This is a genomic window from Enterococcus sp. LJL99 (assembly GCF_054871725.1).
On the sequence record NZ_JBTXLT010000006.1, the window covers coordinates 18,951 to 43,631 of the forward strand.

Below are 24,681 nucleotides of genomic sequence, written 5' to 3' on the forward strand. Positions count from 1 at the left end.
TAAACTATATATCGGAAATAAAATAAATAAACTATATAAAAACATTTAAAAACAACTAACCAGTTAATTATGTTTGATAAAAGGATATTATTTCGTTTACTACAAAATATAATTCTCATTAATTTATTTTGAAAGATTTGTTTATAGAAAAAAATACGATCTTTTTTTGTGATACAAAAAAAGATCGTATTTTCTTCTAACTAATTATTTTCAAGTTTTTTTTACACTTTCTCGATGTTTAATTTCATATGGAATCGTTCGATGGGTATGCGTTTTCTCAACCCCTTCATTAATAATCTCTGCCAATAGCTTGGCTGCTTCAAAACCAATCAATTCCATATCCTGAGAAATCGATGTTAGTGTAGGTGTAACATATGAGGCTAAGACAATATCATCAAAACCAATAATCGAAAGATCTTCTGGTACTTTCATTCCCATGTCTTTAACTGCTCGAATCGCTCCGATAGCCATCAAATCACTGGCACAGAACAAAGCAGTGACTTCTTTATGGTTGATCAATAAATTTTGGGTGATCAAAAAAGAAATCTCTTCTTCAAAATTTGCATATTGAATATACGCTTCGTTCATAGGGAGCTTATTTTCAATCAAAGCTTTTCGATACCCAGCCTCACGTAATATACTGACATTGGCATCACGACTACCATTAATCATACCGATTTGTTCATGTCCACAGTCAATCAAATAATTAACTGCTTCGAAAGCAGCTTGTTCATTATCAACTGAGATTGTTCCTGCTTTTGATTTTTCCATTTCAATATCAATTAAAACAGTGGGTAGATCCGTTTCTTGTATTTCTTGGTAATAAGGATCTGTCATTTTTAGCCCTTGAACTACGGCCCCAGAGATATTATGTTCATTACAAAATTGTCGAAACGTTTTACTTTGTTGCTTCTTGGTGTTCGTACCATAAAAAACAAATTCATAATCAGATTGCTCGGTAAATCGGTAGACACCGTTCAAGACTTCAAGTGGCATCGTTGATTTACGATTAAAATTCAGTTCATTTAAAATTAATGCAATAGTTTGTTGTTTTTTTGAGGATAGTGTTCTAGCAGCCATGTTTGGTGTATAATCAAGTTCTTTAGCTATTGCTAAGATTCGTTCTTTCGTTTCATGATTGATATCACTATAGCCATTGAACACTTTAGATACTGTTGCAATGGATACGTCAGCAACTTTGGCCACATCACGTATTGTTGCCCGCTTGCGCATAGGCGTTCCTCCTCTTATTTAATCCATATTTCTTGTTCCGTTTTCACTAAAATTTGTTTTGAGTTTTCAGGCAATACACAGTTAATCTCTTCTTTTGAAAGAGTAATGGTTATTTTTTCTTCTTTATAAATGATGCTAAACGTCAATTGGTCGATTTCATTTGGTAAATGATTACTCAATTTTAATCCCTGATCGAAATGTAAGCCAGCAAAACCATAAATCAAGCTTAGCCAACTCCCACCCATATTCGCCGCATGAATTCCATCTACCACATTGCCTTGTAAATCAGTCAAATCCATCAAGGCCGTATCCATAAAATAATCATAAGCTTTTTCTCTTTGACCCGTTCGACTAGCCATTACGCTAAAAATTGAACGAGAAAGTGAGGAGTCATGCGTTGTAACTTGTTCATAGTAATCATAATCTCTAGCAAGTTGGTCTGGTGTAAAATCACCAGTGAACAACATCTGAGCTAAAACAGTATCTGCTTGTTTACAGACTTGATATTTGTATATAATCATCGGATGATAATGCAATAACAATGGATACTTTTCTTTTGGTGTTTGTTCAAAATCCCAAATGGCTTGTTCCAAAAAATCATCATCTTGCTTCGTAATTTGTTTTATTTCATCATAGCCAAAATACATTGCTTCTGCCGCTTTTTGCCAAAGTTCTCGTTCTGAGTCATACATATTATAACGTATAGCTAACTCAGCTGCATAAAATAAATTATTTTGTACCATCTTATTTGTATAGAAATTATTGTTAACAAGTGCGCTGTACTCATCAGGTCCAGTGACACCATTGATACAAAAGGCTTCTCGACCGTTTTTCAAACTAAAATCGCCAAAATTTAGCCAAAATTTAGCCGTTTCAAAAACAACTTCTCGACCAATTTCTTTAATAAAAGCTTCATCAGCTGTGATACGCTCATATAACTGAAACGCATAAACAATATCTGCATTAATATGAACTTGAGCTGTCCCAGCAGGGTAATAAGCACTTGTTTCTTGTCCATCAATTGTTCGCCAAGCAAACAAGGCGCCTGCTTGATCCAATTCTTTTGCCCGTGCTTTCGCTTGATCCAAAATATTAGCACGATACATCAATAAAGATTTAGCTGTTTCAGGTTGTGTATAAATGAAAAATGGCAACATATACATTTCTGTATCCCAAAAATAATGCCCTTCATACCCTTCCCCAGTCAAGCCTTTAGCTGCAAAGTTTGTTTTCCCATCACGTCCAGCTCCTTGATTCAGATGGAAGAGATTAAAACGAATCCCTTGCTGTAAGGTCTGATTCCCTTTAATTTGAATATCACTAATGGTCCAAAATTTTCGATATGCCTCAATTTGCTCTGCAAGTAGCTCTTCAAAAGTCAGCACTTCATCTGCAAACGTGACGACATCTTTATCGGTTGCTTCGTAAATCGTGCTGATTTGAAAAATAGTCACAGCACTTTTATTTTGTTCATCAAAAATATGTTCGTCATTCAAGACATTAATCGCAATCATTTTTTCACTTCTTTTAGTTGCAAAATAAAAACAATTGACTTCTTGCGTAATCAGCAGCTCCTGCTTTTTACTACTAACACGAGGATCATCTGTTTCAAGTACCTTTCCATCTTGAATCATTGCATGCTTCATTAAGATTGGTTCTGTAAAATTACAGTTGCGGACTAAATACTCACAGACAAACAATTCTCGTCTACTCAATGAAGCAAAAGAAGTCAGCAACAATTCAAATGATTTGCCAAGTGGAGTTTCAATTTTATACGTTTCATAAAGTACCCCTTGCTGCATATTCAATTGCATCGTTACTGGGGTAATCAGCCATTCTGCTTCCGATGAATTCTCTATTCCAATTTGAAAAATAACTCCGCGAAGATTCGGTAATTTACAAATTGTTTGATGCTCTTTGGCATATCCATAGGCCCATTCACCATATTGAATTGGTTCACTTTCAAAAAAACCATTAACAAAAGTACCTGGATTGCCTTGATAACGTTGGTTAATTTTTAGTGGATTTCCTGCACGAATCCCAAATTGTCCGTTTCCAAGTGCAAATAACGTTTCTAAATATTCTGCTTGTTGATTTTTCAGATCCGTCATCTCTAACATAAATGCGCTATTTTTCTCCATCCATTCGAACTCCTTGTAAAAAGTATTTGTTGAACAATAAATAGATGATGACAATCGGGAGAATCGTGATTACACTGGCCGCCATGGTTTGATCCCAACGAACACCGCCATTTCGACTTTGAAACGTTTGCAACCCTAAAGTCAATGTATACTTGCTTGGTGTTGTCAAATAGAGCATCGGCTTCATGAATTCATTCCAAAACCCCATAAAGACGAAAACAGCCTGTGTCGCAATTGATGGTTTCGCCAATGGCATAACGATTCTAAAAAAGGTTTGAATTCTACCTAATCCATCAATTGAAGCTGCTTCCTCCACGTCTTTAGGAAAAGAAAGGAAAAATTGTCTCATCATGAAGATGTTACCAATATTAATCGCCGCAGGCAAGATTAGCGCAGAAAAACTGTCTAACATACCTAAATTCATCAAAATTAAATAGTTTGGGATTAATAATACTTGGGCAGGAACCATCATTAAAGCTAAAAAGCCATAATAAATGCGTTGACGTCCTGGAAAATTTAAACGCGCTAACGCATAGCCAGCCATTGTATTCAATAAAATATTGATTGCTGTCCCAATAACTGAAATAAAGACGGAGTTGATAAACCATCTTGTGAATAATGATGATCTACCAAGGACATATTGAAAGTTGCCAAAAGTAAATTCTTTGGGAATTAGTCCCATATCTCCTGAAACAATCTCTGAATAAGGTTTAAAGGATGCTGCGATGGCCCAAATAAATGGATAAAACGTCAATACTGCATAAACAATCAAGATAAAATATAACAGACTTTTAAGGATTTTTTGTTTTTTCGTCGTTTTCATTCTAATCGCTACCTTTCCCCATTCAGTTTTTCTGCTAATCGTGACACAATAAAAATAATAATAGCTAAAACAATGGCTAATGATGCAGCATAGCCCATGGTATTCATTTGACCAAAAGCATATTGATAAATCATTAAGGAAATCGTCAAGGTCGAATTATTCGGACCGCCCGATCCATTTGAAAAGATGTACGCTTGGTCAAACATTTGGAATGTCCCAATAATACCTGTCAATAAAACATAGGTTGTGATAGGTCTCAAATAAGGGACGGTAATATAACGTAGCTTATCAATTGCTGAAGCGCCATCGATTTCAGCTGCTTCATATAAAGATGCCGGTAAATCAACTAATGATGCTAAATAAATCGTCATATAATAAGGAACGGTAGACCAAATATTCATCACCATGATTACTTTTAGTGCATAAGTTGGCTCCTGTAAAAAATTGATTGGTGTACTATATAAACCAATACTCATGAAAAAATTGTTAATTGGACCATAAATATTAAAAATAAACATAAAAATGATCGTTAAAGCCGAGCTTGATGTCAACGTTGGTAAAAAATAAATCATTCGAAATAGTTTTTTCCCTTTGATTCCTTTTGTACTTAAAATATAAGCAATAATAAGAGCAAAAATCGTTTGTAAGGGAACAACGATAAAAGAAAATGTTGCTGTATTTTTTAAAGCAATCATCGCTTTTTTATCTTGAAAAATACGTAAATAGTTGTCTATTCCTTTGAAGGAATAAGTATTTGTAAATAAATTTACGTCATTAAAAGATAAATAAACCGCAAACAAAACTGCTAATATGAAGAAAATGCCAACAACGACAATCGCTGGTGCTAGAAAAATCCATGCTTGTCTAATTTCTTGCCATTGAGCTTTGGTTCGTTTACTTTTTTTAGGAATTTCCATAATTGACCACCTTTCAACAGTAGAAAAAAACAGTAGGATAGATAAAAGTGTGTATTAAACAATAGTTGTGTGACTTGTTAATCTCCGTTTTAATACAATGAACTTTACTTCAGTCTACTTATTTTTAGACATTTTCCTACTGTTTTTTCTATAATTAAGATCTATCAAGTTAGATACTAAAATTCTGACTAAACACCGTCTGAAAAAATATCTGTTTATCTAACTCTTATTTTAATAAAGCCTACTTAGCTGTAATATCTGCATTCGCTTGATCATCTGCTTCTTGCATTGCTTTTTCAAAACTTACACTTCCATCTAATGCATTTGGAAGGAAATTTTGATACGCTTTATTGACTGTATCTAAGGTTGTGCCATCTTGCCAAACTGTTGCGTAATCCCAAGCATCTAAATGAACTTTAAGGTCTTTATTCTCTGTTACTTTAGCCGCTTCAGCTACATCTTCACGACTTGGTAATGTTCCAGTTCCTTCTACCCAACCTTTCATTCCATCTTCACTGGTTGCATATTGAATCCATTTATCCGCTAAAGCAGATTGTTTCGTATTAACATATTTACCCCAACCAACTGAAAACATCATAGAACCTTCTGTTCCTTTATACGTTGGCATTTTGCGAACGGTGAATGGAATATCAGAGAATTCAGTGTTCAATGTTTCGTAAACCCAGTTTCCTTCATCCATAATTGCTATTTTTCCTGCGCCAAATGCTTCACCATTCCAACCAGTTCCAATATCTTTTGGCGTAACCGCTGCTTTGGTATCCACAAGCTCTTTCAAAATAGAAAGATTATCCACAACTTTTTTATCAGCTAAATTCGCTGTTCCATCTGTATTGATTGGTTTTCCACCATCGCGAGTCGCTAAATGGTAGTTTCGAGCCATATCTTGGTTGTAACTCATAGCAAATACTTTTCCTTCACCATAAGCTGCATCGATTTTTTTCTGAAATTCAGGTAACCAGGTTACGTATTCTTCATAAGATTCAGGAATTTCATCAACTGAAACGCCCGCTTTATCAAAAATCTCAGTATTTAAATAAAGGGCCAACGTTGACATATCTTTCGGAATTGCATACGTTTTTCCATCCGTTGAAAAAGCTTTAACTAAGCTGTCATAAAACTTATCAGTTTCAAATTTATCGGCATCAAGTTCCGCTAAAACACCATTCTCAGCAAACCACGGATACATTGAAACATCTACATAAAAAGCATCGGGTGCCGTTTTTCCAGCCATGTCCGCTTGAATTTGCGTATTGTACTCTGTATAAACCTTCTTCTCGACTTTAGCGCCCGTTTCTTCTTCAAAATTTTTGATCATCGTATCCAAAGATTTTTCTTCTGATTCATTTCCGCCCCAAACGCCAATTGTCAAGGTATCGCCTTTAAAATCGGTTTTATCTGCTCCCGATTCCGAGCTTCCATTATTACCACACGCACTCACCAAAACAGCTGTTGCTAATACCAAACCTGCACCTACAATTTTTTTCCATGCTTTCATACTTCTTCCTCCTAAAAAATTTATTTGTTTGTTCATCATGCTTACAGAATAAGTTGTTTCAACTAAAACGTAACGGTTTGTTGCTCTTTCACAGAATAAGTTGTTCCAAATGCTTCAAAGGAAATTTCTTTTGTTCCTTGGTTCATTACCGTAACTTGGGCTTGAGTGACTTCGATTATGACTGGATTTCCTTGCCAAACAATCCCAAAAGATAGTTTTTGCCATTCTTTCGGTAAATGAGGTTCAATCCGTAAACGGCCATCTAAACAACGAACGCCACCATATCCAAAAACAGTTACTTGCCAAATACCACCTAACGATGCTGCGTGAATCCCTTCATTTGAAGAAGTCATATTTTCACCCATATCAATATTCATTGCTTGGTTGAATAATTCATAAGATAATGCTTGTTTTCCTAAATCAGCAGCCAAAATAGCGTGCGTTGATAATGAAAGCGACGAATCATGCATCGTTTTTGGTTCATAATAATTCCAATTCACTAATTTTTCTTCTTTTGGAAAAAGATCTTCAAATAAGAAAAGCAGTAACAAAACATCTGCTTGCTTCGTAATTTGCATATTATTGACTTGTTCTAAATTATATTCATGGAAAAGCGTTCCCACTTGAACATCATTTTTGTATTTCGTCAAATCGATAATTTGCTTGGAAAGATAGGTATCATCTTGTGGAATCACACCTTGTTCGTTTGGTTGTGGTAAATAAATTTTCCCCACTTTCTCCTGCCACTCTTGATAAACACGCTCCAACTCTAGTTTGTCATTCAAACGGTTAAAGGTGTCTGGATCAAACGACTGTAATCTTTCATATAGCCCCATCGCTAATGTGATATTCCAATGCGCTGTATAATTAGTAAACGCGTTGTTGTCCACATGTTCTTTATATTCATCAGGCCCAACCACTTCTAAAATCTCGTAGCGTTGTTTTGCTTCCTGCCATTCTAAGCGACTTGCCCAAAACTTCGCTGTATCTAAAATAATTTCATAGCCTTTTTCTTTGGCAAAGGTCTGATCACCTGTCACATCTAAGAATTGTTTAATCCCAAAGGCAACGTCACTAGTAATATGTTGTTCAATAAAGCCAGACCAAATTTTAGTTGGTTTCCCTGTGATGATGTCGGCAGCTCCCCAAACCGGCGTGGTTTCCCCATCATCCGGCCAAGCCGCTTCCCATGGAAATTGAGCACCTTCAAAACCATTGCTGCTGGCTTTTTTATGCGCACCTTCTAAGCCTAAATAACGATAGGTTACTAATTTTCGGGCAATTTCTGGATGGGTAAAGGTAAAATAAGGAAGCATAAAAACTTCTGTATCCCAAAACGTATGACCTTTATATCCTTCACCAGACATCCCTTTGGCACCAATGTTCATTCGTTCATCGTGAGCCGGTGTCATCACATGTAAATGATATTTCGCAAAATTAATCGCTAGTTGATCTTTAAAGTTTTCAGATTGCACCGTTATCGGTAAAACAGACCAGACTTGTTTTTCCCACGCTATTTTTGACGCTTTTAATAAGGCTTCATAACCGACTGTTCGAGCTTGTTTTAATTCCTCGATTGCTCTATTTTTTACTTCTTCTAACGTTTGACCTAAAGTATCTTTATCAATGCTAGTATGAATCGAAGAAATTTTTTCGATAGTTACTGTTTCATTTTTTTCTAAATTTAACCAATAACGATTGTAAATTTTTCGGCGTCCCATCTCGATTCGCTTTTTAGTTTCTTCATATACATCCGTCATTTTCTTGATACTATGAACGGTCGATAAAACAAAAAAGATATTTGATTGGCTGGTATATGGCATCATTTGCATATACTTTCCTTCGGTTAATGCTTTATCACCTTCTGTAAAATGTTGCGAACCACTATTGGTTACTTGTCCATCAATCCCAGAAATCAATTCAATCGCTAGCGCTTCACCTAAGTTTTTAATCTCGACTGTTTGACCAATCAAATGCTTATTATCAAAGGAAACAAAACGCTTAAATATAAATTGTGCATGAATCTCATTCAGTTTCCAAGTAAACGAACGAACCAATTCGCCTGTCTTTAAATTCAATGTTCGTTGATAGTCAGAGACTGTTCCTTTAGTCAAATCAAGGCGTGTTTTATTTAAACGAAGATCCATCGCAATCAAATCTGGTACATTAGGCAATTCGGTTACTTCGTTTTCATCAAATTTATTAAACGTTCCTGCAACAAAGGTGTCTCTTTTTTCACCAATATATGATTCTTCCGTCGCTGAACGAAGTCCCATATAGCCATTTCCTAAGCACATCACAGCTTCTGCTTTACCTAACCAATCTAATTGAAACTCACTTTCTCCAATCAACCATGGATTTTCTTTATAATACTTCATTCCAGTTTGCATAAATTCCTCCTACAGAAAACGTTTTAGATTTAAACTAAAAAAATTACTCATAAAAATAGCGATTTGAACGAAAAATGGTGAAAACGCCTCCCAAAAGATAGGAACCAATAACAATCACTAAGGCCATTTTTAATAGCATAATACCAATAAGTAAATGAATAATACCGTATATAAGATACGCTCGAATTAGGTACTTTGTATCGTATTTATTTTTTAACACCCATGCTAAAAGATAACCCACGACGATTGCCATAAAGAATAACAACAATAAACGGAGCGAGTCAATGTGAGCAATTGGATTTTCAGCTAAAATATCATCGTATGAATTGTCGTTCATAATCATCGCCTCTTTCTAACTGCTTTTTCTCATGATCTAATAGCACTTGACTTTTACCTAGCCAATCTTGGATGGTCTTTTTAAAAATTAAAATACATGCTCCATTTAAAAGCATGAATACAACACCAATTTTCGGTAAAAAATAAAGTAATTTCGCCACTTCCCGCATGCCATAATGAATTGCACCCTTATCCTCTACATGAACCGACAGACGAGCAAAATATTTTCCGATTGTTTTGCCATTAAAAGAAACAGTCGCAGCACAATTATAGACCGCGAATAATAACTGTGGTAAAACAACCATCGCTAAACCATTGATGCCTAAAACAGCTAAAAGCATATAACTTGGAAGTAAAATCAATAAAATATCAATCATCCAAGCTAAAAATCTTAATACCATTTTTCCATTCAAAAAATCACCGCCTTTTTACGAAAAGCTTTTCGTTATATTTGCATATTAACAAATTTTTTTATTAATTTCAAGCGTTTTCAAAAAAAGTTTGCATTATTTTTTTAGTTGTTTTATAATCAAAATCAGATTTTACTAAAACGTTTTAGGAGGTTTTTTATGTTTACAGCAGTAATCTTTGATTTAGATGGTGTAATTACCGATACCGCTCAGTTTCATTTTGTTGCTTGGAAAAAATTGGGGGAGAAACTTGGTATCACTTTAACTGAAAGCTTTAATGAAGAGTTAAAAGGGGTCGATCGAACAGAATCGTTACGCCGAATTTTAGCCTTAGGAAATTTGGAGAACCAATTTACAGCTGAAGAAAAAGAAGCACTTGCTACAGAAAAAAATAATTTATATGTACAATTGATTGAGCAATTGACACCAGAAGATATTTTACCAGGTATTTCAGGTTTGTTAGCTGAATTAAAAGAAGCAAACATCAAAATTGGTCTTGCTTCTGCCAGTAAAAATGCACCACAAATTCTACAAAACTTAAATTTGATGGATACTTTTGATACAATTGTGAATCCTGAACTCTTGACTAAAGGAAAACCAGACCCAGAAATTTTCATTCGAGCAGCAGAACAACTAAATGTAACTCCAGATCAATGTATCGGAATTGAAGATGCTTATTCTGGTGTCCAAGCAATCAATGATGCACAAATGATTTCTATCGGGATAGGAGATCAAGAAACCTTAAAGGCTGCGACAACTGTCGTTCCAGATACGAGTTATTTATCGCTTGAACAATTGATTCAACAATGGAATAAATGAAACTATTTTTTACTTATGTTTCATAGAGCCGAATGCTAAATTTATAAACTTTGAGTAATGATTAAAAAGGAGTAGGTGAGACAAAAGTAAAGAACACTTTTGTTCTATCTTATAAACTCGAACAAACGGTGGTACAAAAGCAGTTCCTTCAGAAATAAGCCGAAATTTACCAAAAATTTGAAGAGCAATTTCCGGAAATTCCTTCTTATTGCGATAAATCACGAAGAACGTAGTGATTCGATGATGCATCGTACCTACTCGGTTCTCGGAGCTAACCGCTTTTGTTCCAACCTCCTCTTTTTTGTATTTATTTTCTATTCGTTGCTGCCACAATCAGCATCATTGGTCGTCTCAGTTCATCTTTCATTCCAGGTATAGTCAACATATCTTGATCAGGCATTGGCTCAATTACTTGATCAATTTGAAAGTCATTTTGTAGTAATCCATTTAAATAGGTTGTCAACGTTTTATGGTATTTTACAACTTCTGTCCCTAAAAAATTCGCTGTTCTTACTCCCTCATCAAAGTAATGATCAACAGGAAAATGATCAATTTCGCCATCTTTGTATATCCAATCTTGACTTCCTTCTGCTGTAAAAACGGGATGCTCTACTGAAAAGATAAATTTACCATTTTTCTTTAGATATCTACGGACATTTTTAGCAATTACGTCAAATGATTCTAAATAATGAAAGGCTAATGAACTGATTACAACATCAAACGTATCTTTTTCAAAATCAACCGTTTCAATATTATCTAGCACAAACGAAAGTTGCTCGAATTCATTTTTTTTATTTGCGACTGCTAACATTTTTTCAGAAATATCCACGCCAATAATCTGTTTTGCGCCATGTTCGGCTGCGTAAAAGCAATGCCAGCCAAAACCGCAACCTAGATCTAAAACGACCTTATCTTGAAAATCAGGCAAAACTTTTTTCAATTCATGCCATTCTCCTGCACCAGAAAGACCTTTTTGACTTCGTGACATTTCACTATACTTTTTAAAAAATTCAGGATCATCATAAATTTTTCTAACCATTTTTCACACTCATTTCTCTGTTTAAAGCTTTTATTCACTTGGCTTAAATGCTTGCGTCGCTTTTACTGCTTGTTGCCAACCATGATAGAGTTTTTCCCGATTTTGCTCATCCATATGTGGTTCAAATAGTTTTCCAGGTTGATAAAATGCTCGAATTTCATCAATATTTTTCCAATAGCCAACCGCAAGTCCTGCTAAAAAAGCGACGCCAAGCGCAGTTGTTTCTAAATTATGCGCTCTTTGGACTGGAAGCGCTAAAAGATCTGATTGGAACTGTAATAAATAATTATTTTGCGTTGCGCCGCCATCGACTTTTAAAACTGGAATCTCAATCCCAGTATCTTCTTGCATCGTATCAATAATATCTCGCACTTGATAAGCAATCGACTGTAATGTTGCTTTAATAATGTCTTCTTTCGTTGTTCCTCTGGTCAATCCAAACATGGCTCCGCGCGCTTGTTGATCCCAATATGGAGCCCCTAAACCAACAAAAGCAGGAACCACATAGACTTCATCTTGATTTTGAGACAATAACGCTGCTGCTTCGGCCTCACTTGCTTTAGATAACATTTTTAGCCCATCACGTAACCACTGAATAGACGAGCCTGCAACAAAAATACTACCTTCTAGCGCATAGTAAACTTTTCCGTTAATGCCATAACCAATTGTTGTTAATAAATTATTTTTTGATAATTTAGGCTTTTCTCCAGTATTCATCACAATAAATGAACCTGTTCCATACGTATTTTTTACCATTCCTGGTTCAAAAGCCATTTGGCCAAATAAAGCAGCTTGCTGATCGCCAGCCATTCCAGCAATTGGAACTTCACTGCCATAAAAATGATAGCTTTTTGTATAGCCATAGATTTCAGAATTTGAACAAACTTTTGGTAACATAGACTGAGGGATATTTAGTACTTTTAAAATTTCTTGATCCCATTCAAGTTCATTAATATTGTATAGCATCGTTCGACTTGCATTCGAATAATCCGTTACATGAGTATTTCCGTCCGTTAATTTCCATGTCAACCAAGTATCAATTGTTCCAAAAAGCAAGGCACCTTGTTCGGCTAGTTCTTGGGCTCCCTCAACATGATCTAATAACCAACGAATCTTTGTTGCTGAAAAGTAGGCATCTAAAACTAACCCTGTTTTCTTATGAAAAAAGGCTTCATAACCAGCTGTTTTTAATTGATTGGCTATTTCTGCGGATTGACGTGACTGCCAAACAATCGCATTGTAAATCGGTTTTCCCGTATATTTATCCCAAACAACAGTTGTTTCACGTTGATTTGCAATACCGATTGCGGTAATTTGGTTTGATTTAATTTCAGATTCAATAAAAACATCGGCAATCACTGATTGAACGGAATTCCAAATTTCATTTGGATTGTGCTCTACCCATCCGTCATTAGGAAAATACTGTGTAAATTCTTTTTGTGAACTTGCCACTTGCTGACCTTTTTTATCATAAATAATGGCACGTGAACTGGTCGTTCCTTGGTCGATAGCCATAATATAGCTTGTTTCTGTCATTTTAATCCGCTCACTTTCAAACTCACTAGTTGTCATCGTTTATTTTACTGAATGATTATAGAAATTACTGATTTTAATTCAAAAAAGTCTTAGCATATGTATACTTTAACTTTTATGAATCCAAAGTGGATGAGATAAAAGTAAAAATCACTTTTGTTTTATCTTTTAACACCGAACAAATGTATAAAACAATCAGAATCTTCGCAATTTCTTAACCATCATTCATTGCAAAGAGCATAATACCTACTCGGTTCTCAGAGCTAATCACTTTTGTCCCAACCTCATTTTAACAAAATAAAAAATGGAACAAAAGCCTGTTGTTACCTAAGCTATTTATTCCATTTTTTATTTAATGTATTAATCGTATTTGAACATTTTGAATCCCTTACTAATTTTAAGTACTTTGCTTTATTTTTCAAAAACGCCTGTTATAGAAGACCAAATTCCACTAAAAAAGTTTTTGATGCCATTCCAAAGACCTTTGGATTTAGCCTGAATTTGTTCTTTTGCTTTTGTTAAATCTAATTCATTAACAAAATCTTCAAAAATATTTTTATCTTTCATATCACTCATTAGTGAAGTAAGCTCATTTAATTGATCAGAAGTAATGATGTCACTGATTCCTTGATCTTTCAACGCTGTTTCGACAGCATTTTTAATGTCGTCTTGTGTCAACGTTGTACCATCTGCAGTCATAGCTGCTAGTTCCTTTTTAGCTTGCTCTTGTGCCGCGTTTAACGCTTCATCTGAATAGCCTTTTTTATCTTTATTTTCTTCAGTGATTTTAGATAAGACATCCATCTCATCTTGCGCTACTTCTACTCGATCACGACTAATAATCCCGCCTGATTCTTCAACAATTTTATAAACACCTGCTAAAGCCCCCGAACCATCGATTGGCACTGCTGAAGCAACCGTCAATTTAGCATCTGAAATCCCAGCTGTCAAGGCAGCATTTTGATACTGTGCAGCCGTGATTCTCGTAATATTTTCAGGCGTTGCAATATCGACTGAAATTCCTTCTCCAGCTTTTAAGGTTTGCATTCGTACAGAGCTATAAACCGCCCAATCATTATTAAATCCGCCATCAGGAATAAAACTTACAAGATCTGCACCCGTTGTTGTATAAATAGGCGTTTCACCTTTTACCCCAAGTTTTTTCAGTGTATACTCTTTTTGTTCTTGGTTTAACGCATTTCCTAACGCAACAGCATTTATTTGCAAAGGTTCATTTTTACTATCGGTTGTTTTTTCAGAACTATCGGTTGAACTAGATTCATCAGCACTCGAACTGCTTTCAGTCGCTAATACTGAACTGCTATTCAAAAAGAATGGTATTAGTATCAAAGCCGCCGCTAATGCTACTACTATTTTTTTGGGTTTGAATTTCATAAAGACCTCCATATAATAGGTTTTATTTTAGACATTAACTATACTATAAAATAAAAGTCTTCGTTCATTTTCACTTCATCCTTTAAAGAATATTTAATTTCTTACTAAGAGACTGGAGCAAAAATCATTTTTGTCTTATCACTTAAATAAATCAACAGTATAGATGTAACTTAAGGGTTTCATTTCATAAATTAAGATGAATAAAATAATTCGATGATCCTCCTACTTATACAATTTTTGGAATCAATTATTTTTAAGTGAGCTCCAATTTTGCCTCAAATAGCTCATCCATAACTTATATCAACTAATATAAAATTTAAATTTAGTAGTTTTCTCATATTTATCTTCTGGTCTAAGTATCACATTCCCCCAAGAACAATAATCAGTTACACCAGGAGGCACTTGGGTTTCCAAAGTGAGCCCTCCATGATTTGCCACTTTTTTGCCTCGAATTAAAGGACCGTTATTTCCAAAATTTGCTGTAAAAACAACGACTGCTGGATCATCAGTCGTCATCTCTAAGGAAACTTTTTTATCTGCTGAAATTAGACACACCTGTGTTGATGCTGTATCCAATAAGAACGGATGGTCTAATCCATCGATTTTACTGAGTTCTGAGCCTACATGGTCAAACAAATCGCCTATTTTTTTCCCTTGACTAAAGTCAAACGGTGTATCTCTTGTCACTCGTATATTTCCAGTTGGTATTACCTGCGAATCTACTTCGATATATTTTGTAGCCATAATTTTCAGTACTTGGTGATCGATTGGTATGGTTGGATCTCCATCTAAATTAAAATACACATGATTTGTTGGGTTATAAATGGTCGGTTCATCAGTTTCGGCTTTATATACCAAAATCCATTCATTTTCGTTTGTTAATTTGTAAGTGACTTCAGCGAATAGATCACCTGGAAATCCTTCCGTACCTGCAGCACTCTTTAATGTAAATGTAACTGAGACTTGATTTGTTTCGATTTTTTCAGAGTACGTCCAAAAATATTTATCGAAACCATAGCCACCATGTAATATATGTCCTGTTTGCTTATCTATAGGGGTCTGATACTGTTGATTATCAATTCGAAATATCCCATTTTTGATTCTTCCAGCGAAACGCCCAATCGTTGCCCCCATATAAGTATCCTTTTCTATATATTCTTCAGCTGAATCAAATCCTAATACAAGATTTCTTAAATGACCTGCTACAGGCACAATTAGTGATGTAATACGTGCCCCATAATCAGTCACTGACAACTCAAAACCATGATCATTTTTCAAAGTCAACAACGTAGCTTTTTCTCCGAATTTCCTTTTGCTAATTTCCAACTTTCTCATCTCCTCAGTTTGTTCTAAAACAAGTTTATTTTCTATATCTATAATAAAAAAACAGCATATAGCTTTTTCAGCCATAGCCGTTTCTCATAAAATTCTATCTGTAGAAATCGTAAAATAAAATTTAGGAACGTGACTGAGGAGTTTCTCTTTTTTCTAGACTTTCCCAAATTCCAGTTAAATACATCGCTCCCAATGCTCTATCGTACAACCCGTAGCCAGGGCGTCCTTTTTCACCCCAGATCATTCGTCCATGATCAGGTCTGATATACCCGTCAAAACCATTATCATACAACGCTTCCATCACACGAAAGAGATCATGTGATCCCTCACTTGATAGATGTGCTGATTCATAACAATCTTTTCCTTCACCAACAAAACGGATATTTCGTACATGAGCAAATGGAATGCGATCGCGTTTAGCAAATTCAGCAACAATAGCAATCAAATCATTCTTAGGGTCTTCTCCAATCGAACCTGTACATAAGGTAATTCCATTATATGGAGAATCAACGACTCTACAAATATAATCTAAGTCTTCACGATTTTTTACGATTCTTGGTAAGCCAAAAATTGAATATGGTGGATCATCTGGATGAATCCCCATTCTAACATCCACTTCCTCACAAACTGGTATAATTTTTTCTAAAAAGTATGCCAAATTTGCTCTAAGATCATCTTCTGTTACTCCTTCATACTGTTGAATTAATTTCGTCACGTCATTTAAACGCTCCGGTTCCCAACCTGGTAAATGATTACCCTCATTTTTTTCTAAAACCTCTTTTGCGACTTGCTCGGGTGATTTTTGTACTCCTTCAAGAAAAAAGGCCATCGTTGTCGAACCATCTGGCAAGGGGTATGCCATTTCAGTTTTCATCCAGTCAAAAACAGGCATAAAATTATAGCAAATAACTTTCACTCCAACTGAAGCTAAACGACGAATCGTTTCTTTGTAATTTTCAATATATTGGTCACGTGTTGGCAACCCTAATTTGATATCTTCATGAATATTTACAGATTCAATCACTTCTAAAGTTAGACCAGCTGCTTCAGTATCTACCTTTAGTTGTTTTATTTTATCCATAGGCCAAACTTCTCCGACTGGAACATCAAATAATGCCCCAACAACTCCTTTCATTCCAGGAACTTGTTTAATATACTCGATTTTTACAGGATCATTATCTTTTCCATACCAGCGCATGGTCATTTTCATTTTAGTCACCATTTCCTTTATGCTTATTTTTTATATTTTGCTAATACTTCTTGTAATGTTGCTCTTACAGCTCCACGTTTTGAAATCATTCTTGTAAAATAGTCTTCTATTCTCTCAGCAATCTCCAACTCATACAAATCACTACCAAAAATAGCTTTGTTTTGTAAAATAGGTTGTAATTTTTGGTGAGTCTTAACTGGATCCACCTCTCCTAATTTAAACGCTGCAACTTGCTCATACAGTTCGTCATATAAAGGATCCGGACTAGGTTCAAACGAATTTCCTTTGTCATCGATTGCCATCAAATAGCGACACCATGCAGCAATTGTTAGCGGAATAAAGTGGAGATCTGTCACATTTCTTGTTGGATCTTGTCTGTAAGCTTTGAGTGTTTCCCCAAAACGAATACCAATTTTTTGCGATGTATCTGTTGCAATACGTTGGGGTGTATCTGGAATGTTTGGATTAGCAAAACGCTGATAAATTACTTCATTAATGAATGTTTTTGGCTCAATGATTCTAGGATTTTCAACAACAGGTATTCCTTCTATAAATCCAATTTGTTCAATTAAATGCAATAAATCGTTGTCTTGAATCTCTTGATAAATACGATCAAATCCTAGTAACACACCAAAAATTGCTAATGCTGTATGCAACGGATTTAAACATGTACAAACTTTCATCAAGTCTGCTTTTCTAATTGTTTCTTTGTCTCCTAAAAATACACCACTTGCTTTTTCCAATGCTGGCCTTCCATTTGGAAAATCATCTTCAATTGCTAAATAATGAGCTTCTTCTGTATTAACAAATGCGGCTAAATGCAAGTTTTGATTTTTGGAAACAAACGAAAACATTTTTTCAATACCTTGTGCTTCTAATGATGCCGCAATTTCCTGATTTGGCAATGGTGTAATTCGATCAATCATCGAATATGGAAAACTAATTTTCCCTTCTGTTTCCAAATACGATACAAAGGTTGCCGGAACATGCCCCATTTGCGCCCATCCTTTAGCAATTTCTATGATAGCCGCTTTTAAATGATCCCCATTTTGAGAAAAATTATCTGTCGATACCATTGCTAGAGGCGTTGCTCCAGCTAAAAAGCGTTGATATAAAAGAAATACGAGTTTAGCCATTGTATTTTCTAATTGTTCAAATACAGGACCTACTTTAATATCTTGGCTAACATCAGGCAATAATTCTCCAGTTGTTTTTTTGACTAGATACCCTTTTTCAGTGATTGTTAATGTCACCATTTTTAGGGAATGATTCTTAAAAATAGTAACTAATCGATGAACATCTTTTGGATTCATTCGATTGAAAAAAAGAGCTTCTGCGGTGGACGCAATTAGTTCTTGCGTAAATGTTCCGTCTGTTTTCATTGTCACCGTCAATGATCGATTGTTAAAATTATGATACAACTCTTCTATCATGTCTTGACCAAATGTTTCAACAACGACAATCCCTGTCGTCAATTCACTCGTATTGAGTAATTCTTGGGCAACTCCAGCATGGAAACATCGATAGAGATTTCCTCCACCGAAATGAACCCATTCAGGGTTCATTTCGGTGGCACTTCTCATTACCTGATCGCTGTAGCAAGGAATCTTTATATTTCTCTCTTCAAAAATCTCTGGGTTTGTTTTGTAATTTTCTGTGATTTCCACAAATCTTCACCTCTTTTTATCAATCAACAAATTCTTCGCTATCGCCATATTCATAGTAATCAAAATAATCAAATGTTGCGACTGTATCATATCCTGCATAGTCTACCGCTGCTAGTCCAACAAAGGCTCCTGTGAAAAAGCCTCCATAGGTTTGTAACACATAATCATCTGTCAGAATAACAGCGTCTAAAACAACAGGAATATCTTGCCAATTTTCACCATCAAATGAGTAAGCATATGAATACGTTTGTTTTCTATTTTTTGATTTGAACCAAACATATTCTACATCTTCGGGAATAATGATGGCTTTATCTTTCAAGAATGAGGTGTAAATCCCACGGTTATTTTCTGCAACTTCAATCACTCGACCTTTTTCCTCATCCCAGGTAATAAACACAAAAGACCAATGTTTATCATTATAGAAATTCGTTAGTCCGGCCATTTGTTGATAAGAAAAAGGTACAAAGTTGACTTTCGTTGTGGCATCAAAATAAAAAGCTTGCCAACGACGAGCAATTAGTGATGTATTGTGGCAATTCGATAAGCTTCCTTGTCCAACTAATTTTAACTTCCCTGCTTCTAGCCTTCCCATTTGTTTATTAAATGGAACACGTAGTGTATTCCAATTCTGATCAAGAGTCTCGCCAATAAACTGATCTATTTGTGAATGATTAGCTTGCGCTTCTGTGATGATAGCATCTTGAGGCGCTTCTACTTCAGTTTCTCCTCCATGACCACCAACGATTTTCGGCCAACCGTTTTGATTCCACGTTACCTTTTGGATTGACGTTTCCCTACCTAAAGAACACCAACCGCGTGGGTCCGTAACAGATTCATTTGGATGATGCCATGGTCGAGAAGACAATGACGCATAATACCATTCTCCACTAGGTGTTTCTACTAGTGAGCCATGTCCTTGTTTTTGTAAATAAGAATTTGGCGTATCGAAATTAGTCAAAAATGGCGCATCTGGTTGTGTTTTAAAAGAGAAGGCTTCTAATGTTTTTGAGCGAGCAACCACTTCTTGATGTGTATATACAGTTCCTCCTTCTGCAGCAAATAAATAATATTCATTATTTATTTTGTAAATATGTGGGCCTTCAACAAGCTTGACATCTGTTCCTTCATAAATAGTTCTTGCAGATTTAGGATCTAGCTTCATACGATCTACATCAAATTCAGTCAGTGTGATACCATTAAATGGATGGTGATATTCTCGATGATCCCACGTTTGCTGTAATAAATATTTCCGCCCATCATCATCATGAAACAGCGATGCATCAAATCCAACACCATTTAATTTAATTGGATCTGACCACGGTCCGCTGATATCCGTTGCAGTCGTCAGATAATTGGTCATATCTTTAAATGCGCCTTCTACAACTTTAACATCGGTATAAACCAACCAAAATTTTCCATCCGCATATGATAAATCTGGCGCCCAAATACCTCCGGATGATGGATTTCCTTGCATATCCAATAAGGTTGTCGTCGAAAGTGGTGCAGGTAATAGATTCCAATGAACTAAATCCTTCGACTCATGTATTCGAACACCTGGAAACCATTCAAAGGTTGAGGTTGCAATATAATACGTATCTTCTACACGAATAATGGATGGATCTGGATTAAACCCAGGTAAAATAGGATTTTTAATTTTCATAATAGGTCCTTTCTAATTTCTGAAACGATTAACGAAGTCAACAATTGATAGCCACGCAATGAAAGATGAAGTCCATCCTCTTGTAAAAGTGTCTCAGGCTGCTGGAATTGACTCATTGCTTGATAGACATCTACAATGGGGATATTCAATGTTTTATGAATTCGATAGATTGCCTGTACATAGTTTGCAACTTGTTTATTCGTTCGTTCAGAGGTGTCGATTTTTTTTTCGTTTACTCTTGGTGGTGTGCATAAAATAACTTTTTCTTCTATTAAAGAGAGCATTTTTGTTACGTTCGCTTGGTACTGCTTAGGATTAACATTATGATGTTTAGCTGCATCATTGGCTCCAAAAAAAATCAAAACATAGTCAGCTTGTTGTTTCTGAACATCCTTAATTCGTTTTAACCCATCGTTCGTATCTTCTCCTGCAACACCAAACAACACGACTTTCGCTTCGATTTTATACTCAAAGAGTTGTTCTTCTAACAACTCTTTCAATAGCGTTGTAGACCGATTTTGAAACCAACCAACAGTTATCGAATCACCAAAAATCGCAATGGTTTTCATAACAGTCACTCCTTGCCAATTAGTTGGTTTAGCTGAATTCGTTGCGAAATAAGGGGTTGTCCAGTTAATTGTAATGAACGTTCATCGGGTTGTGAGAATCCAGCATAAAAAGTGACATACTCTCCATCATAAAAATAGTTCCCTTTCTCATCAACCACTTTCAAACATGATTTATCCAAAGAAAGGCTTATGCTTTTCTTTTCATTTCCATTTAATTGTATGCGCTGAAATTCTACTAATTTCCAATTTTTTGGTGCATAAATCGAGCCTTCAATTTTCCCATAGATTTGTACTACTTCTTCAATTAGCCATTCAGAATCATTTTTCATTTCAATAGTAATAACGATATTTTCAGCATTTTCAATCAGCATTTTTGTTACCTGACTTTTTCCATAAGTTAATCCATATCCAAACGGATAGAGAACCTCTGCTTTAGAATTTTGATACGTTCGATTGGACATGGAATAATCAGTAAAATTCGGTAAGTCTTTTACACTTTGATAAAACGTTACAGGTAGTTTACCACTAGGACTAATGTTACCAAATAAAATATCTGCTAATGCCTTACCACCCAAACTGCCAGGATACCAAGTTTGAATAATACTTTTAAGTAATGGATGTGTTTCTAGACCATCTAAACTGATTGCACTTCCAGAAGCAAGAACCAAAATAACGGGGTTTCCTTGTTTTAAAATTGCGTTAAGTAACCTTTTTTGTGGTTCTGGTAAACTGATTTCCTCTCTGTCTCCTGCAGCGTAAATATTTCCTCCGTCACCTTGCTCCCCTTCTAAAGTAGCATCTAATCCTAAGCATAAAACAACGACATCTGCTTGTTGCGCTACAATCACGGCTTCTGATTCTCTTTCATTTGGTTTAGATAAACTAGATTCTGCATGATCTTTAACTAAATGACAGCCCAATGCATAATAAACACGGACTGAATCAGCCACTTCATCTTTTACTCCTGATAAAAAAGTGTGATAACTAGAAGCCGTTCCAAAATAATTCCCTTTCAAAGCTAGCTCACTTGACGCATTGGGACCGATTACTGCAATTGTATTTAATTTTTTTTTATCCAAAGGCAATAAATTTTCGTTCTTAAGTAAAACTATTGATCGTTGAGCTACTTTTCGATTTAATTCTTGATGTGCTATAGAATCATTTAATTCATAAGGAAGCTCTTGAAATTCACACGCCGTATCAAACATCCCTAAACGGGCACGAGTTGTATATAAAGCAATCACGGACTCTGTAATTTCCTCCTCTGTTACGATTCCTCTTATATACGCTTCAAACAAGGCTGAAGATATCTCCCCTGCACATAAATGACAGCCTACTTTCATCGCTAGAGCCATTGTTTCTGCAGCAGTTGCTACATATTGATGGTGCTGATAAACATCTTCTAAAGCACCATAGTCAGAAACAACATGTCCTTCAAACTGCCATTGTTTCCTCAAAATCTCTTGTAACAACTCTTCATTTACACAAGCAGGGACACCGTTGATTGCATTATAGCTCCCCATTAAACTTTCTACTTCGGCTTCTTCAACCGCAGTTTTAAATGCGGGAAGATAGAACTCAAAAAGATCTTTGAGAGTAACTCTTGCATCAAATGAATGCCTGTCTGCTTCTGGTCCGCTGTGAACCGCAAAATGTTTTGCACATGCAGCCAAACGTAAGTACTCCCCTTCTCCTTGCAATCCTTTGATGAAAGCATTCCCTAACTTTGAAATCACAATAGGATCTTCTCCATAAGTTTCCTGCCCTCTTCCCCAGCGTGGGTCACGAAATAAATTAAGATTTGGCGACCAGTACGTTAACCCCTTATATATATCACGATCTCCGACAGCCGTAAAATAGTTGTATTTTACTCTTCCTTCAATCGAAATCACTTCGGCTACGTCATGAATCAGCTGATCATCAAACGTTGCAGCCAATCCAATGGCTTGAGGAAACATCGTTGCTACGCCTGCTCGAGCTACGCCATGTAATCCTTCACTCCAATAATTGTATTCGTTAATAGCTAATCGTGGAATTGCTGGCGCTCTAAAATAAATTTGATCGATTTTTTCTGCAAGAGTCATCTTCCCTACTACTTCTGTCGCAATTTTTCGTGCTTCTTGACGTGAAATCAAAGTCCTCCTCCTCATTTCCTTCCGACATCAATAGACGCCATTTAATTTTAACGACACTTTTGTAACTGGTGGGTTAAATTTGCTGTTACACCATATATTTCTTGATAAATTTTATATATTTCTCGGTAGTTTTGAACATGTTTCTCATTGGGAAGGTATTCTTCTGTATAGTGGACAAATGTTGCAACGCAGTCCTCAACTGTTTCAAACCAACCACAACCTAATGCTGCTAACATCGCCGCCCCTAACCCAGGTCCTTGTTCAGTAGTCAGTGTAACCACAGGTGTTTCAAAAATATCTGCTTGCATCTGCAACCAATCATGGTTCTTAGCACCACCGCCAACAGAAACAATTTTATTAAATGTTTTTCCTGCTACTTTCTCCATTAAGGATTGACTATCTCGCAATGAGAACGTTATTCCTTCCAGTACACTTCTTGTAAAGTGTTTTAATTCATGGTTTCTATCTATGCCAATAAAACTACCACGAATTTGACTATCGACATAAGGTGTACGTTCTCCTGCAATGTAAGGTGTAAAAATCAACCCATCACTCCCTGGTGGGACAGTATCAATGTCATTTAAAAGCTGTTCAAATGGACTATTTGGTGCAAACGTAGCTTTAAACCAACTTAAACTATCTCCAGCAGCTAATGTAACCCCCATTGAATACACTGCATCATTCAACACATGATTGAATAAGTGTAATTTTCCTTGATAAGATTTCGTTTTATCATTTTCATAGCTAAGAAATACGCCGGACGTCCCGATTGAAGCTAATGCTATATCTTCTGAAACAATTCCAGCTCCTAATGCAGCACAGGCATTATCCGCTCCGCCTCCAAAAATTTTAACAGGTTGCTGAAACCCAAATTTTTCTTGTAATTCTTCGCGAAGTTCTCCTCTTAAGTCAGTCGAAGAAATCAATTCTGGCATAACCTCTTCTTTCAAAGAGAAGGCATTCATCAATTCATCGGACCATTTTTCTGACTGGACGTCTAATAACAAAGTACCAGCCGCATCTGATAGATCCATCTGCATTTTTCCAGTTAAGTAATAGGCAAGATAATCTTTAGGCAGCAAAAACTTAGCAGTATGTTCCCAATTCTCTGGTTCATTTTCTTGCACCCATAAAATTTTAGGTAAAGTGAAACCTTCTAACGCACTATTTTTTGTAATTTCAAGTAGCTGTTCTTTGTAGTGTTTCATTAAGTATTTACATTGTTCTGTGGTACGAACATCGTTCCACAAAATAGCATTTCGAATGACCGTACCGGATTCATCCAGTAAAACTAAACTATGCATTTGACCAGAAAAACTAATTCCTTCTAATTCAGAAGACATGTCTGGTACCTTTTGCACCATTTCTTGCAAAATATTATTTGTCGCTTCTATCCATAAAGTAGGGTCTTGTTCACTGTAACCTGCTTGCGGTATAAGTACTGGATAGTTATGCGAGACACAAGAAACAACCTCTCCTTTTTGATTGACTAACAATCCTTTGATCGAACTTGTTCCTAAATCTAAACCTAATACGTAACTCATTTGCCCCTC

19 protein-coding genes are annotated in these 24,681 nt (G+C 35.7%); 1 reads left to right on the forward strand and 18 read right to left on the reverse strand.

The window, feature by feature from the left end:
* Positions 1-210: 210 nt before the first annotated feature.
* The 8 genes from ACYSNW_RS10235 to ACYSNW_RS10270 form a co-directional block, all read right to left on the reverse strand.
* Positions 211-1,233: a LacI family DNA-binding transcriptional regulator gene (locus ACYSNW_RS10235; protein WP_461744401.1), complete on the reverse strand. Its 1,023-nt coding sequence runs from the start codon at positions 1,231-1,233 to the stop codon at positions 211-213.
* A 14-nt stretch (positions 1,234-1,247) separates the two neighbouring features.
* Positions 1,248-3,374, reverse strand: coding sequence for a glycoside hydrolase family 65 protein (locus ACYSNW_RS10240; protein ID WP_461744402.1), 2,127 nt, complete (start codon positions 3,372-3,374; stop codon positions 1,248-1,250).
* Complete coding sequence (locus ACYSNW_RS10245) at positions 3,361-4,197, reverse strand: carbohydrate ABC transporter permease (RefSeq protein ID WP_461744403.1); 837 nt, start codon at positions 4,195-4,197, stop codon at positions 3,361-3,363. The genes ACYSNW_RS10240 and ACYSNW_RS10245 overlap by 14 nt, the downstream gene beginning before the upstream one ends.
* Positions 4,198-4,205: 8 nt before the next feature.
* A complete protein-coding gene (locus ACYSNW_RS10250) occupies positions 4,206-5,114 on the reverse strand; it encodes a carbohydrate ABC transporter permease (protein WP_461744404.1) in 909 nt (302 codons plus the stop codon).
* A 241-nt stretch (positions 5,115-5,355) separates the two neighbouring features.
* The gene (locus ACYSNW_RS10255) at positions 5,356-6,630 is read right to left on the reverse strand and encodes a sugar ABC transporter substrate-binding protein (protein ID WP_461744405.1); all 1,275 of its coding nucleotides are present in this window, start codon (positions 6,628-6,630) and stop codon (positions 5,356-5,358) included.
* A 62-nt stretch (positions 6,631-6,692) separates the two neighbouring features.
* On the reverse strand, positions 6,693-9,020 hold the full coding sequence (locus ACYSNW_RS10260) for a glycoside hydrolase family 65 protein (RefSeq protein WP_461744406.1): 2,328 nt from the start codon (positions 9,018-9,020) through the stop codon (positions 6,693-6,695).
* A gap of 43 nt (positions 9,021-9,063) precedes the next feature.
* Positions 9,064-9,357 (reverse strand): hypothetical protein, encoded by a 294-nt coding sequence (locus tag ACYSNW_RS10265; RefSeq protein ID WP_461744407.1) that lies wholly within the window; start codon positions 9,355-9,357, stop codon positions 9,064-9,066.
* The gene (locus ACYSNW_RS10270) at positions 9,335-9,769 is read right to left on the reverse strand and encodes an RDD family protein (RefSeq protein WP_461744408.1); all 435 of its coding nucleotides are present in this window, start codon (positions 9,767-9,769) and stop codon (positions 9,335-9,337) included. Before ACYSNW_RS10270 ends, ACYSNW_RS10265 begins: the two co-directional genes overlap by 23 nt.
* Positions 9,770-9,925: 156 nt before the next feature.
* Between ACYSNW_RS10270 and pgmB the strand changes: the two genes are divergently transcribed.
* Positions 9,926-10,585: a beta-phosphoglucomutase gene (gene pgmB / locus ACYSNW_RS10275; RefSeq protein WP_461744409.1), complete on the forward strand. Its 660-nt coding sequence runs from the start codon at positions 9,926-9,928 to the stop codon at positions 10,583-10,585.
* A 307-nt stretch (positions 10,586-10,892) separates the two neighbouring features.
* Here pgmB and ACYSNW_RS10280 read toward each other — a convergent pair whose 3' ends face one another.
* The 10 genes from ACYSNW_RS10280 to xylB all read right to left on the reverse strand — a co-directional run bounded on the left by ACYSNW_RS10280 (position 10,893) and on the right by xylB (position 24,672).
* Complete coding sequence (locus tag ACYSNW_RS10280; protein ID WP_461744410.1) at positions 10,893-11,624, reverse strand: class I SAM-dependent methyltransferase; 732 nt, start codon at positions 11,622-11,624, stop codon at positions 10,893-10,895.
* A gap of 30 nt (positions 11,625-11,654) precedes the next feature.
* Complete coding sequence (gene glpK, locus ACYSNW_RS10285) at positions 11,655-13,160, reverse strand: glycerol kinase GlpK (protein WP_461744411.1); 1,506 nt, start codon at positions 13,158-13,160, stop codon at positions 11,655-11,657.
* A gap of 408 nt (positions 13,161-13,568) precedes the next feature.
* The gene (locus tag ACYSNW_RS10290) at positions 13,569-14,552 is read right to left on the reverse strand and encodes a DUF1002 domain-containing protein (RefSeq protein ID WP_461744412.1); all 984 of its coding nucleotides are present in this window, start codon (positions 14,550-14,552) and stop codon (positions 13,569-13,571) included.
* A gap of 300 nt (positions 14,553-14,852) precedes the next feature.
* A complete protein-coding gene (locus ACYSNW_RS10295; protein WP_461744628.1) occupies positions 14,853-15,887 on the reverse strand; it encodes an aldose epimerase family protein in 1,035 nt (344 codons plus the stop codon).
* 121 nt (positions 15,888-16,008) lie between these two features.
* Positions 16,009-17,097, reverse strand: a complete 1,089-nt coding sequence (gene uxuA / locus ACYSNW_RS10300; protein WP_461744413.1) for a mannonate dehydratase — start codon at positions 17,095-17,097, stop codon at positions 16,009-16,011.
* Between the two features lie 23 nt (positions 17,098-17,120).
* Positions 17,121-18,764: a mannitol dehydrogenase family protein gene (locus tag ACYSNW_RS10305; RefSeq protein WP_461744414.1), complete on the reverse strand. Its 1,644-nt coding sequence runs from the start codon at positions 18,762-18,764 to the stop codon at positions 17,121-17,123.
* Positions 18,765-18,783: 19 nt separating this feature from the next.
* Complete coding sequence (locus ACYSNW_RS10310; RefSeq protein WP_461744415.1) at positions 18,784-20,424, reverse strand: glycoside hydrolase family 43 protein; 1,641 nt, start codon at positions 20,422-20,424, stop codon at positions 18,784-18,786.
* Positions 20,421-20,993 carry a DUF459 domain-containing protein gene (locus ACYSNW_RS10315; RefSeq protein ID WP_461744416.1) on the reverse strand — a complete coding sequence of 191 codons (573 nt, stop codon included), beginning with the start codon at positions 20,991-20,993 and terminating at the stop codon, positions 20,421-20,423. The genes ACYSNW_RS10310 and ACYSNW_RS10315 overlap by 4 nt, the downstream gene beginning before the upstream one ends.
* Before the next feature lie 5 nt (positions 20,994-20,998).
* Positions 20,999-23,128, reverse strand: coding sequence for a glycoside hydrolase family 3 C-terminal domain-containing protein (locus ACYSNW_RS10320; protein ID WP_461744417.1), 2,130 nt, complete (start codon positions 23,126-23,128; stop codon positions 20,999-21,001).
* A gap of 47 nt (positions 23,129-23,175) precedes the next feature.
* Positions 23,176-24,672, reverse strand: coding sequence for a xylulokinase (gene xylB, locus ACYSNW_RS10325; protein ID WP_461744418.1), 1,497 nt, complete (start codon positions 24,670-24,672; stop codon positions 23,176-23,178).
* Between the last annotated feature and the right edge of the window lie 9 nt (positions 24,673-24,681).